The sequence below is a fragment of the Chryseobacterium luquanense genome (assembly GCF_026460945.1).
GTDB lineage: Bacteria > Bacteroidota > Bacteroidia > Flavobacteriales > Weeksellaceae > Chryseobacterium > Chryseobacterium luquanense.
In genome coordinates this window covers 165,917-178,327 of record NZ_JAOVZV010000001.1, presented here as the reverse complement: position 1 = coordinate 178,327, position 12,411 = coordinate 165,917, and the positions used below count along the sequence as shown (strand labels likewise).

Sequence of the window (12,411 nt, the reverse complement as noted above, 5' to 3'; positions counted from 1 at the left end):
GGGCAATTGTCAGGATGTTACCCATTAGTCTCTACAAATTTTCAATACAGACATGTTAAGATCAGTTTGCCGGAGCAATCGGTTGGACTTGGTCACTTATGAAATCCATGACCCTCTGGTCAAGATCATAATGTACATTGAGTTTCTGTTCCAAAAATACCGTTAGCTTCTTTGCACGTGAGCCTGGATCTTTTACCTTATTGATTTTAAATGTTTTGTATTTTGCCGGACTATGATGAACTCCCATATCTTGCAGGTCAAAAATCTGATAGGTTCCGCTCAGAGTCGTCTGATCTTCCAGAGTAATAAGAAATTTATTTTCATCAATAAAATTGACGATGTCAGGACCGGCGTTACCATTAAGGTCAAGTTTATTTTCATCGATACTGAAGGTGTCAAAATACCATATTGTGCCTTTGATTTTTTTATTCAAAAGCCCGCCTTTGGGAATGGATTCCTTAACCGGTATTTTTTGCTGAGCAATGGCAAAATTAGAAATCAGCATAAGAAGTATCATTAAATTTTTCATAATTATATCTTAGAGTTATTGATGTTAATCTATCACATATTTTATGCCGCTGATAACGACGGAGTAAAATCTCTTCTTTTTCCTTGAGCCTGATTTAAACCAATATAATGCAGTTGTCACAGATTTTTTATCATCATCTATTCCGGCTGAATGATAACAAACCTTACCAATGGAAACTCACTTTTTATATGTCCACGAATGCGTTGTATAGCCTCGGTGATTTCTTCCGTATCAAGATTCTCTTCAAAATCGATGATGAGCATCAATACGACTTCCTCAGGTGACTGATAAGTGGAGAGTATATTTTTTGTTCTGACCACAGCATCATCTTTTTCCGCCAATTTTGCGATCTTTTCCCTTGTTTCAGGCGCTATACCTTCTCCCATCAGTAAGCTTCTGCTTTCTCTGGCCAGGATAAATGAGACGAAAACTAATATTAAGCCTACGATGATCGATGCAAGTCCGTCTAATTCAGGTATCTGAAATGAATGGCTGATTCCCATCAGTACCATCACAACTATAAGACCTGCGACTGCCGCACCATCTTCAAAGACCACAAGAAAGCTTGCGGGGTCTTTGCTTTTAATGATCGCATCCCACCATTTCAGGCCGTTACGGGTCTTATTAAATTCTTTGATTGCGATAAAAAGGGAAGTTCCTTCGAAAATTAGGGAAAGTACCAATACGATATAATTCCAGAACGGGTCTTTCATCAATTCAGGTTCTATAATATGTGAAATTCCCTGATAAATAGATAAAGCACCACCTAGTCCAAATATCAAAATTGAAACAACAAACGACCAGAAATAGAGTTCCTTGCCATATCCAAAAGGGTGATATTCGTCTGCTGCTTTCTTACTCCTTTTTATTCCGTATAAAAGCAAAAGTTGGTTGGTGGTGTCAACCGTTGAATGAATACCCTCAGAGATCATGGAAGAGCTGTTGGTATAAGCTCCAGCAATAAACTTTGTTAACGCAATCAGTAGATTGGCAGCAAGAGCACTGTAAATTGATTTGTTATTGTTGGCCATTAATTTAGGGTGTAAAATATGAAAAGGATAAAAACGATTTAAAATCATTTTACAATTTGCTCTCCATTTTTCTCTTCATTCCAGAAATAATGCGTTCTCTATGAATGAATCCCCAATCTGCTATGGTGCTCGTGAGCTGTTGAAGAGATTTACCATAGTCCGTAATCTGATATTCCACAGCAACAGGTGCCGTGTTGAGGACATGGCGGTCGATCAATTCATTAATTTCAAGATCTTTCAATTCACGGCTGAGCATCTTGCCGGAAATGCCTTTAACCTCTTTCAGCAATTCGGAGTACCGCATCGGCTTATAGCACAGACATGCAATAATGGACATTTTCCATTTCCCGTTTAAAATTTCCATTGTATCACTGATCGCCAGTATTTTTTGACTGCAATCTTTTACCAGATCAAATTCTTGTTTCATACCATTCACTTGGTTACCTTTTTGTCACTATAACTTTTTGTCACTTAGTTACAAATATACATAATGAAGAGATAACTTTGCTATTCAAGTTATAAATAACAAAATGGAATTAATCAAAAATCTGAAATGGCGTTATGCCGTCAAGAAATACTCAGAGAAGAAAATCAGTGAAAACAAGGTGAACCAAATTGTCGAAGCCATCAATCTTACCGCCTCGTCCTGCGGAATACAGCCCTACCGACTATTTGTCATCACCAATCCGGAAGTAAGAAAAAGGTTGGGAGAAGGGTCATTCAATGCGCAAATTCATGCTTCTTCTCACTTACTGGTCTTTGCCGGATTCAATGAAATAACGAGTGATTACATCAGAGACTATGTTGAGATGATGGAACGGCAACGAAATTTGGAAAAGGGAACATTGGACGTGTTGAAGGATACGCTGATCGATTATTTCTCTGTCCAGACACCCGGACAAAATGTGATCTGGTCGGATAAACAAGCTTATATCGGTCTGGGAACAGCCTTAATTGCTGCGGCAGAACTTAAAGTGGATGCTACGCCTATGGAAGGGTTTGACCCGAAATTATTTGATGAGGTTTTAGGTTTATCCGAAAAGGGTCTTCATGCATCGGTTATCATGTCATTGGGCTATCGGGATGCTGCAAATGATTATCTCGTAGCAGTTCCGAAAGCCAGGCTGCCGGTCGATGAATTTTTTACCAGAATAAAGTGATACACCACAGGCAGATGATATTTAAAGATCTCATAACTTTAAGATTGCCTATCAAAAAAGCTCGGACATTTGTCGGGGCTTTTGTGATTTGGTAAAATATTGGTCATAAAGTATGTACTGACTTATTTATTCTCACAGATCGTTAGTCCCTGCGTTATAAAATCTCCATAGGAAATCTTCAGCCCGGCCCATTTCGGGTCATCCAGCCACATATCCTCGACCTTGCTGATAGATGGGTCATTACGTGATGCTCCTTTTGCCGAACCATTGAGAGCATAGATCTTACCATCGTTTGTTCTTCCGTAGATCTCTTTGTAACCTGAACACAAGACCTCGATCTCATTGACTGCAAATTGCCACTCACCAATATAGTCATGTTTGGTGAACTTTAGTGTGTTTTTTGCAGCAGGAGCACTACATGATAAAATTAATAAAAGGACTGAAAATAAACAGAATTTTTTCATAAATAAAAATATTTTTTAACAAAAGTAAGAGCGCTGAAGCATATCTGTTTACGGATTTCCGTACAATAACTCGATGCTGAGTTTTCGGTATTGAATGATCTGACTTCCAGAAAAAGAACAGAAATATAATACCTTATTTTTAACACTGTTCTTTTCATTTAAACTTTTACGTTTTGATGGTCCAAGATAATTTTTAATTAATATAAAAAATGAAGTAAATTAGCCTGAATTCAATGATGGGGATCGCAGTTGCCGATCATCTAAAAAGATTCACAAGTGACAGTCAGACAAAGAAATAAATGAGAAAGAGAAATTACATTATAATAGGGGTTCTGTCTTTTATCGCTGTCCTAGTGATCGGAGGACTCATAGTACTTGATGGATTGAGCAGTATGGGAAACCCCAATGGAAGCAGAGGGCCTGATTATCCTTATTTTATTACCACCGGTCCAATAAGTATCAAAAATATAGAAGTGCCTAAAGGAACAAAACTGACTTATGAAGAACATTTTTTTAAGAAGGGTAGACAGGACAAAATAATGAATGAAAAAAAACTCACTGGTATAGAACTCCCAAAAGGAAAAACGATCGATTGGGGTGGTGTGCCTGTGTATATGATCACAAAATTTTTCAATCCTGAAATGAAGGGCTTTACAGTCAATGCAGATTTTGGTCGATTACGTCACGACAAAAAAACCAAGTTTTCAGAGATGTGGCAAAGTTGTGGTGGGGAATTAGGCGTTCTGGTCAGAAACACGGATGACTGGACTTTTAACACAAAAAATATTGACGATATTTCAGATTGCAGTGTCACTTATCAGCGTTTTTTTAAGGACGATTCCCAACAGCAAAGATATCTGGACGACCTCTTAAATGAAATTAAAAAAATTGGGCAAGACAAAATGAAATAAAAACAATATCATAAGCATCAAAGTTTTGCAAAATTGATATTGAAATAATTTTTCAAAAAATACACATATGGAACAAGATCTTGAAAAGATAGAAAATTGGTTAAAGGGACATGCACAAAGAATTTTTAAACACTCATTGCAAAAACCGGCTACAGAAATTCAGTTCGATGAACTTGAAAAAACCATTGGTAAAAGTTTACCGGCCGATTTTAAAGCGCTTTATTTATGGCACAACGGATTAGATGATGAGGAAAACTTCGGAAGCCTGTTCTATGGTATGGATTTCTTTCCTGTTAATCGGATAATTGAACAATATCTGTACAAAAGAGACAGTGATGCTTCCGAAAGTACGCCGTTACAAAGGGCAGATAAGGAAATTGACCCGGACAACATTGATAATATTGATTGGATAAAATTTGCCTTTGACGGATCGCATACCGGTCTGTTTATTGATCTTTCACCAAGCAGCAATGGAAATTATGGTCAGATCATTTTTATAGATAATGAGTATGAAACAGGGATCGTAGTAGCAAATTCTACGGCAGAGTTAGTGAAAAGTTTTAAGAACGATCTTGAAAATGATCTTTATCAATTAGATGAGGATGCATTGGAAGACGGAAATCATTATTTGACGACTGACCCAAGAATTGATATCATCAATTGGGAGAAAAGTGAAATCTGGAAACGATAAATATGTTATCTTCTCCCATACCAGAATTTGTTATTCTATTAGATAGGTCGATACTTGAGTAAGTGTTATTTTTTTTGAAGAATTTTAAAATAAACTACGAAAAAAAATGAAGGAACTTATTTTGAAAAAAATTGCTCTGCGTAAGCGTTGGAGTTTAGGAATATTTATCACTTGCCTTGTACTCATGTGGGCAGGTCTGTTCATTTTATTGTATTATATATCACGTGATAATAATAACAATAACTATTTACATTTTCCTCTTCTTCTTATCTTCTTTATCTGTATATTGTTTAGTATTCTGGGAATCTTTATGTTTAAATTCTTTAAATCTTATAAAAATACTGTCGATGATTTGAGCGAACAGGAGTCATCAATATTTGTTGAACAGGGAGCCTTGCGGTCTTTTGGAGAACAGTGGCTGCCTTCTTTTATTATTTATAAGGATAAAGTGAAGTTTTTTAAATTACTTAAACAACCTGAGTATGCATTTACTGATATAAAAAGTATCCAATTTAAAAGATTCAATTTTACAAAAAGCAGACAAGATTGCAGAATCACCTTTCAAATGGCCAATGGTCTTAAACATCATTTTAATGTGCAAGGAAATTTGACTCAAAGGATCTATTTAAAAAATGAAGCTTTGGTGTCTAATCCACAGATCATAATTGATGATCGATATACTTAAATGTTTCCCGTCATTGTTCTGTACAAAAGATGTGAACCTCCGTTGCCGTGCGAGATGATGATCAACGGAAATTCGTTGTCGATAATTTCTGCGTCAGGACTTACATTCATTATTTAGGGTCCGAATGAGACAGGTCTTGATATTTCATTAGTCGGGTAGTGGACTAAAACGGGGAATGAAATATTTTTAATTTCATCTTTAATCGTCAATTGTTTGCTTCCTACAAGAAATTTTGTCATTTTCTAAATACTTTTTACGGTTGTTCTGTCTTTGTGTTCTCTCTAAATACGAAGATTTATTTGTTTCTGAAGTGATCTTATATTTTAAAAGTTTGTATGATTTTCCATTCGTTGTCTTCTTCTTGCTCAATCAATGAAATTTCTGTGAAGAAAAGCGTTTCAGGAATATTTATTTTATTAATCTCGCCAAAAATTTCATCTGTACACATAGAATTTCTAGGATGCATTAAGGTAATGTGAGGTTGTAGGAATTTAATTTCAAAACCGAGGTTTTTTAAAACCAACTGTCGTAAATGATGGTACCCAGGATTGCTTTCATCTGCAGCGATCATCACGCCTTTACCATCTGAAAATCGAACGACCCTGTCTAAATGAATAACGATTGAACCCAGATGAAGAGATTTTATGTTTTCCTTGATCTGATCGAAATTTTCCAATTCATGTTCACGGCAAAGTGTGACATGGGATCTGATCAGACGAAACTGAACAGGATTATATCTTTTCCTGATGTCTTCGATGTCCTGTGATTGCTGATCATCAATGAACAGGGTCAATTGTCTTCTTACATTTAAACTCATTATGATAAAGGGTAAATATAGTATTTGAGATCTTAATGATCTTGCGGGAAAATTATAAAATAACGTCAGTTATGAATTCACAATGGGGCCTGTCCGAATGTGATTAAATTGCTGTCGGGATCAAGAAGTGAAAATTCCTTCTGTCCCCAAGATTTTTCGCTTAGACTTCCTGCCGGATGGATATTAATATTCTTACCTAAACAATAGTTGTATAAAGCATCAACATCAGAAGTCCGGATATAGATCTGACCATAATTTTCTGTTGGTGTCAAATCTTTGAATTCAAAAAAGTGAATTTCCAGATTATTATTTTTCATCATTAGATAGCCTTCAAAATCATTTACAGAAACTTCAAATCCTAATTGAACGTAATAGTTTCTGGTAGTTTCTTTGCTACGCATCGGCAGTTTTGGGATTATTGCTTTTATCATATTTTTTTATTCAAAATTGACGATAATCTTTTAAAGAAACACTTGATCGAAATCAAAAAGAAACACTGGCTCTTACTCTGCTTAAGGTTTCAGGTCTGATCTTAAGATAGGAAGCGATCATTGTTAGAGGGAATGTCTGAATCAGCCTCGGTTTGGTTTTAAGCAAATGATTGTATTTTTCAGCAGGATTCATATTTCTATTAAAATAAGACATTTTTGTTTCTGTATTCAAAAGCTTATTAAATTGAAGAAATTTCTGTGATTCCTTAATAAGATAATGGAGACTGTCTAATGTCAATTCCAATACTTCGGAATTTTCAAAGGCTTTAATAGTAGCTGTTGCAGGCAATTGACTAATGAGGCTTTCATGGTCGAATACCCATTCATTCTCCATAAACAGATCAATAATAATCTGTTCATCACGCTGTTTATCGTGGTAATGTTTGTAAAAAGAGCCTTTAACAATAAAAAATATGGATTTTGAAACAGCACCTTCTTTGCTTAGAACCGCATTTTTGTCCAGATTCATTTTACAGATATTTTTATTAAATAACTGTATTTCAGCATCAGTAAAATCTACAAATTCTGCCAGCATTATGGGTGATTTTAATATCACCAAATATATAAAAGATTTCAAATCTTCCAATAGCTTTTGACCTTAGATACTTTTAATCAGCAATAAATATTTTTTTCTTGGCTATATCGATGGTCAGAACATGTCCCAGCCAATCAATGCTGGTTTTCCCTTCGTAGATCAGTTCGTCAATAAAGGCGGCGTCTAAGTTTTCCACTTTGCGTAGTTTGTTTAATGTACTTATTGTTGACAGTTTTCCGATATAATAATTATTTTCTTTCTTAAAATCGCTTTTGATAGGAACTGCTTTAAAATCTGATTTGTTCAAAGCCAGAGCTTCCATTAACTTGGAACTGAACCAAAAGGAATTTTTTCCGGCGCCGCTGTCCAGTAAACTCTGGATCTTCAAGGTGTCATTCAGCTCGACAAAGGTGAAAATATCAATTGCTTTCCCTGCATAATCTGCTATTTGAATATCAACGCTTTTTTCACCTTTTGTAGGTCGGTCGAAAAGGATTTTTTTGTTGTTATAGTCAATGGTGATAGGTGTATTTCTGAAAGGTTGCAATGAGATCATCCCGTCAATGTCTCCAAATTCCAGATCTACAATCGTATATTGCTGGTCACTAAATACTTTATCGTTGATCTCCATACTTTTGGCGTTATAGAGATCTACATTCAGTTCTTCACCGGTTGCTCTGTGTCCGACAAAAAAATTAGGGGTCTTTTCATTTTTGATTTTATTTGAAAATTTAGTGAAAATAGCATTGAGACCCGCTCCGGTATCAAGAATGAATTTTCCTTCCACATTGTTGATCTTTGCTTTGATGATGATGTGTCCGTTACTGTTGACCTCAAATGGAATTTGCGCAATCGTTTTAAAAGATAATAAGATGAATACAAGGCAAATGCTGTAGGTGAATATTGATCTTCTCATAGTTATTTTTTAGGGGTGAAATTAGAATATAATGCTAGGGTTGGTTTTGTCGGCTAATTAAGGCTTTGATCTCGGTTTTTAGTTGTTTCAATGGCGTTTTGAAAGATCAAATATAGGTTTAAAAGAAGTTTATCTGACTAATTATTGTTTTTTTAGAACTAGTTCTTTAATGATTTTGATCTCAATTCAAAACCGTATTTATATAAATCTTCATAAATGTCGAAAAATTTGTCTTCATCTGCCTCACCCAATGAGGTGTTGAAAAATACGATCACAGCTATTTCTTTGTTTATATCAGAAAGCATAAATGTTCTTACGCCCGGATCAGAACCATTGTGTCCAATTCTTTTGCCTCCCATTTTTGTTGTCCAGAATATTCCTGAATTAAGCTTATCAGTTTTGACATTATCAGGTTTATTAGATTCTGTGAACTGAAAACGGAGCATTTCTTCTGACAGTTCTTTTTTCAGTAATCTCGTGTTATTGTATTTTCCATCATTAAGCAGGGTGATAAAAAATCTTGAGAGTTCCTCTACAGAAGTTCGGACGCCGCCATCAGGATAAGTTGTACCTTCGTATAGCGGTATTGACTTTATTTTGTTGTTTTCCTTTTGATAAAGTTTGGAGTGGTTTTTTAAATCGATTTCGGACAGATTCCAACCCGAATTTTTCATCTTTAACGGTCTGAAAATATGTTTTTTGCTGTACTCATAGAGTTTTTGTCCCGTTCTCAATTCAATGATATAGCCTGCAAGCCCTGCACCTATATTGGAATAGTCGCGATTTGTACCCGGTTTAGAATTTAGAAAATTATCCTTATCGTAATATTTACGACCTTTTACAAAATAGTTTTTCAAAAATCACCTAAGGGCTCTGGTTTTTGCCCGTTATAAACATAGGTGCTGTCCGTATAAAAAGGATACCGGTCTGCCAAACCTGAAGTATGGGTCGCCAGATGTCTCAAGGTGATTTTCTCATCGGGAAAATTCGGATTGAACACTTTGAAAGGCAGATAATGGTTAATATCTTCATCAAGATCGACCTTTCCTTCCTCAATTGCTTTCATTATACAAAATCCTGTAAAAGTCTTGCTTATGGAAGCAATGTTCATAATGGTTGTGGGGGAAAAAGGAATTTTATTTTCTTTGTCTGCAAAACCATAACCGTTTGTCCAGACCAGTTTTTTGTTGATGATAATGGCGGCTCCGATGCCGACGATTCCCGCCTGATCCATTTTCTTTTCGATAAGGCTGTCAATGGAATTCTTCTTATTATTTTTAATAGGGGTACTAATTTGTGCCGACAGATTTTGGATGCAAAATAGGGCAGTCAGGCAACAGATCAGTAAAAGTTTTTTATTAAGTTTTTTCATCATATCAATGTCCTTTGATTTGTAATTGCTGAGAATCGGCATTAATTATTTTTAAGATTTTCAAGAGCCAGTTTAGCCATATCTTTTACCAACTTAGTGGGAGAGTTGCAGTCACAATTGCTGAATCCAAGCACATAGATATCTTCACTTGGAATATAGACAGCCATCGATTTGAATCCGAAGATACTTTCGCCGTGTTCACGGGTAGGTATTCCGCTGATGTTTTTCAAATGCCAACCATAGCCGTATTCTATTTCCTGACCGCTACTGAGTTTGTACTTGGTAAAAGCTTTTATCTCTTCTTTAGAACTTAATAGTAGGTTTTGATTTAAAGCATTCTGCCATTTCAGCATATCGTCCAAAGTAGACATCAATGAACCTGAAGAAAAAGGAACGCTGAAATTAATGACTGTTTTATTAGCGTAACCTGTACTTTTCTTGTGATAGCCAAATGCTCTGTTTTTGATCGTTTTTTGAGATTTAGTTAGCTGATGTTTTATTTAAAAAATTGTAAAATCAAGTAAATAATTATGATTAAACATAATTGAATGCTTTTTTGAAAAATTTTGAGTGATTTCTATAATTTTGGTTTCAGTTTCTAAGTCAATTTGATCATATACTTTCTTAGAAATTCCCCAATTTTCACATTTAGTAAGTAGGAAAGTCGTTAATTTTAACTCAAATGTTTTTTCATCTAAATCTTTCCAACTATTAATAAAATCAATAGTCCATTCATCTTCTGATTTTGTATGATAAAACATTAAAATTTTTAAGTGAGAATCATAAGGAAATATATTTACATAAATTGAATTAAAGCTTGGAGAATTTATTATTGAAGTTGAATATGTTTCTTTTAATGGATAAGTAAATTCAATGCAAGTAAAATTCCTTTCTGAATTTTTAAGATCATTTATAAACAATTCATATTCTTTGTTACGAAAAGGGATTAAAGCATTATGTAAGTCAATAAATTCCTTTGTAACTATCATACTTTCCTTATTACTTGGACTAGCTTGAAGAGTATTGGAATTATAAAGCCTGTTTTGCTTTTCTAATATTATTTCTTCTCTTCTCATGAAAGAAAGAAGTGTTCTAAAAGCGAATAATAAGTTATTATTATAATTTGTAAAATCGATAGGGTGTGATTCAATTGCTTTAAATATCTCAGTATCATGTTTATTACAAAATGTTGGAAATGAATGAGCATTATTTGTGCTTATTCTCTTTAAATATGTTAGTTCTTTATAGTCTAAATTCTTCCATGAAAAAACATCTTTTGGCTTTATTTCGTAAATAAAGCCGTCTGTAGCTATCTGATTCAAAATTCCATTCCTTTGTAATATATGAGAGTTTATTGAATTTTCACTACAGTCTTTATACATGCATTTCCATTTTTTTTCTCTCACATTTTTATTTATTCCTGCAATGATCTTTTCAACGACTTTTTTTTCTTTCATAGATATATTAATTTTAAAATTTAAATTGGAAATTGATTTTCAAAGAAATTCTGATTCTGTATTTATATTAACTTATTTTTTTAATATATCTAAAATTCTCTGTTTTCTCTTCTTTGAATGATATTCAGCAAGAATCTCAATTATTTGCGGATTTCTAAAAAAGATTGTATTATCTAAAAAACCTCTATCAAATAATTTTTCATTAATATCTTTTAATAAAATGATACTCAAAGATAAAAGTTGCTCTACATGCTCATAACTTAAATCAATTTCTTTTAAAATATCAATTCTGCCAGTATCAGTATCAGCATAAATTTTATTTCTTATTTTTTTTGTTTGGTTAATTTGAGTTTTATGTGTTTTTAGTAATTCTCTCCAATTTTGTAATATTTCATTACAATCCAAATTTTCTCCAAATATTACCGCACGATCTTTTTATATTTCATTTAATATTTTATAAAAAGAAAAGTGTTGATCATTTGAATGATTAAATAATTTATCTAATTCAATTATACTAGTTCTCCACATACTATGTTGGATAAATCTGATAGGAGGGCTCATAATTATTTTTTGCTCATCTTCATTATTACTTGTATGAAAATATTTTGAAAACTTGAATGATTCATTAGCCATCGTATAAATATATGATGCATTCTCTAACATTTTATTTAACACACTATCCATAATAAATATTTAAGTAATTATAATGTCAAAAATATATACTTACTACGTAATCTTTTAGCGCATCATATCGTTTTTATGTTAAAAGCTATTTTCACAAGTATTCCAAACATTCAGCAATTTAATATTGTCAATATTATCTTTATTTGCTTTCATTTTTTAATATATTTTCAAAAAATTATTCAAAAAGAATATCGTCAATTGCTTTAACATCATCAAGATTATTTTCTAATAGAACAAGCAAACAATGTCTTAGTAAATCGAATGAAATTTTGATTATTTCCAAATCCTCGAAATTTTCAAGAGTAATCTTTTTTGTTTTTTCAATTCGTTTTACCTCTCCATGAATAACGGCGCTTCGATAGTCATATATCTTTCTACAAAGCTCATACACTTCTCTAGTTTTAAAATTATTAAAAGATTTAATCTTACAGAGTTGAGAGGCTTTTATAGAAAGTCTATAAGTAATTTCTGACTTAGAATCGTTAGTTAAGAGACTTTCTAAAGCACTAGTAATATCAAGTATACTATCTTCATCATTTTTTCTAAGTGATACCGAGTTTATTTTTTTAATTGCAAACTCATACTTGGGAATATTAATTAATTTATTGAAAATTGCTGAAAATTGACTTAAATCTAACTCCGTTATCATTTTTATCTTATTTAACCAA

19 protein-coding genes are annotated in these 12,411 nt (G+C 33.4%); 4 read left to right on the top strand and 15 right to left on the bottom strand.

Translation table 11 applies throughout. The annotated features are described in order from the left end of the window. Positions 1-61: 61 nt before the first annotated feature. The 3 genes from OEA66_RS00855 to OEA66_RS00845 form a co-directional block, all read right to left on the bottom strand. Positions 62-517 carry a hypothetical protein gene (locus OEA66_RS00855; protein WP_267279569.1) on the bottom strand — a complete coding sequence of 152 codons (456 nt, stop codon included), beginning with the start codon at positions 515-517 and terminating at the stop codon, positions 62-64. Positions 518-666: 149 nt separating this feature from the next. Then, positions 667-1,560 (bottom strand): cation diffusion facilitator family transporter, encoded by an 894-nt coding sequence (locus OEA66_RS00850; RefSeq protein WP_267279568.1) that lies wholly within the window; start codon positions 1,558-1,560, stop codon positions 667-669. Between the two features lie 49 nt (positions 1,561-1,609). Continuing rightward, a complete protein-coding gene (locus OEA66_RS00845) occupies positions 1,610-1,987 on the bottom strand; it encodes a winged helix-turn-helix transcriptional regulator (RefSeq protein ID WP_267279567.1) in 378 nt (125 codons plus the stop codon). A gap of 103 nt (positions 1,988-2,090) precedes the next feature. Between OEA66_RS00845 and OEA66_RS00840 the strand changes: the two genes are divergently transcribed. After that, on the top strand, positions 2,091-2,720 hold the full coding sequence (locus tag OEA66_RS00840; RefSeq protein WP_267279566.1) for a nitroreductase family protein: 630 nt from the start codon (positions 2,091-2,093) through the stop codon (positions 2,718-2,720). A gap of 122 nt (positions 2,721-2,842) precedes the next feature. Here the strand turns inward: OEA66_RS00840 and OEA66_RS00835 are convergent, their stop codons facing one another. Further along, the gene (locus OEA66_RS00835) at positions 2,843-3,184 is read right to left on the bottom strand and encodes a DUF2511 domain-containing protein (RefSeq protein ID WP_267279565.1); all 342 of its coding nucleotides are present in this window, start codon (positions 3,182-3,184) and stop codon (positions 2,843-2,845) included. A 299-nt stretch (positions 3,185-3,483) separates the two neighbouring features. Between OEA66_RS00835 and OEA66_RS00830 the strand changes: the two genes are divergently transcribed. The 3 genes from OEA66_RS00830 to OEA66_RS00820 all read left to right on the top strand — a co-directional run bounded on the left by OEA66_RS00830 (position 3,484) and on the right by OEA66_RS00820 (position 5,471). Further along, positions 3,484-4,095: a hypothetical protein gene (locus tag OEA66_RS00830; protein ID WP_267279564.1), complete on the top strand. Its 612-nt coding sequence runs from the start codon at positions 3,484-3,486 to the stop codon at positions 4,093-4,095. Positions 4,096-4,162: 67 nt separating this feature from the next. Further along, positions 4,163-4,786 carry an SMI1/KNR4 family protein gene (locus OEA66_RS00825; protein WP_267279563.1) on the top strand — a complete coding sequence of 208 codons (624 nt, stop codon included), beginning with the start codon at positions 4,163-4,165 and terminating at the stop codon, positions 4,784-4,786. 106 nt (positions 4,787-4,892) lie between these two features. Then, positions 4,893-5,471 carry a hypothetical protein gene (locus OEA66_RS00820; protein ID WP_267279562.1) on the top strand — a complete coding sequence of 193 codons (579 nt, stop codon included), beginning with the start codon at positions 4,893-4,895 and terminating at the stop codon, positions 5,469-5,471. Between the two features lie 113 nt (positions 5,472-5,584). Here the strand turns inward: OEA66_RS00820 and OEA66_RS00815 are convergent, their stop codons facing one another. The 11 genes from OEA66_RS00815 to OEA66_RS00765 all read right to left on the bottom strand — a co-directional run bounded on the left by OEA66_RS00815 (position 5,585) and on the right by OEA66_RS00765 (position 12,392). Then, a complete protein-coding gene (locus OEA66_RS00815) occupies positions 5,585-5,710 on the bottom strand; it encodes a hypothetical protein (RefSeq protein ID WP_267279561.1) in 126 nt (41 codons plus the stop codon). A gap of 77 nt (positions 5,711-5,787) precedes the next feature. Beyond that, on the bottom strand, positions 5,788-6,288 hold the full coding sequence (locus OEA66_RS00810) for a 2'-5' RNA ligase family protein (RefSeq protein ID WP_267279560.1): 501 nt from the start codon (positions 6,286-6,288) through the stop codon (positions 5,788-5,790). 77 nt (positions 6,289-6,365) lie between these two features. Next, the gene (locus OEA66_RS00805) at positions 6,366-6,719 is read right to left on the bottom strand and encodes a bleomycin resistance protein (protein WP_267279559.1); all 354 of its coding nucleotides are present in this window, start codon (positions 6,717-6,719) and stop codon (positions 6,366-6,368) included. Positions 6,720-6,771: 52 nt separating this feature from the next. Further along, positions 6,772-7,314: a Crp/Fnr family transcriptional regulator gene (locus tag OEA66_RS00800; protein ID WP_267279558.1), complete on the bottom strand. Its 543-nt coding sequence runs from the start codon at positions 7,312-7,314 to the stop codon at positions 6,772-6,774. Between the two features lie 73 nt (positions 7,315-7,387). Next, on the bottom strand, positions 7,388-8,230 hold the full coding sequence (locus tag OEA66_RS00795) for an aspartyl protease family protein (protein WP_267279557.1): 843 nt from the start codon (positions 8,228-8,230) through the stop codon (positions 7,388-7,390). Between the two features lie 158 nt (positions 8,231-8,388). Further along, on the bottom strand, positions 8,389-9,087 hold the full coding sequence (locus OEA66_RS00790) for a serine hydrolase domain-containing protein (RefSeq protein ID WP_267279556.1): 699 nt from the start codon (positions 9,085-9,087) through the stop codon (positions 8,389-8,391). Next, positions 9,084-9,605: a serine hydrolase domain-containing protein gene (locus tag OEA66_RS00785; protein ID WP_267279555.1), complete on the bottom strand. Its 522-nt coding sequence runs from the start codon at positions 9,603-9,605 to the stop codon at positions 9,084-9,086. Before OEA66_RS00785 ends, OEA66_RS00790 begins: the two co-directional genes overlap by 4 nt. 38 nt (positions 9,606-9,643) lie before the next feature. Beyond that, complete coding sequence (locus OEA66_RS00780) at positions 9,644-10,069, bottom strand: serine hydrolase (RefSeq protein WP_267280065.1); 426 nt, start codon at positions 10,067-10,069, stop codon at positions 9,644-9,646. 33 nt (positions 10,070-10,102) lie between these two features. Further along, the gene (locus OEA66_RS00775; RefSeq protein WP_267279554.1) at positions 10,103-11,059 is read right to left on the bottom strand and encodes a hypothetical protein; all 957 of its coding nucleotides are present in this window, start codon (positions 11,057-11,059) and stop codon (positions 10,103-10,105) included. 72 nt (positions 11,060-11,131) lie between these two features. After that, positions 11,132-11,464, bottom strand: coding sequence for a hypothetical protein (locus OEA66_RS00770; protein WP_267279553.1), 333 nt, complete (start codon positions 11,462-11,464; stop codon positions 11,132-11,134). A gap of 454 nt (positions 11,465-11,918) precedes the next feature. Then, positions 11,919-12,392, bottom strand: coding sequence for a HEPN domain-containing protein (locus tag OEA66_RS00765; RefSeq protein ID WP_267279552.1), 474 nt, complete (start codon positions 12,390-12,392; stop codon positions 11,919-11,921). Positions 12,393-12,411: the final 19 nt, after the last annotated feature.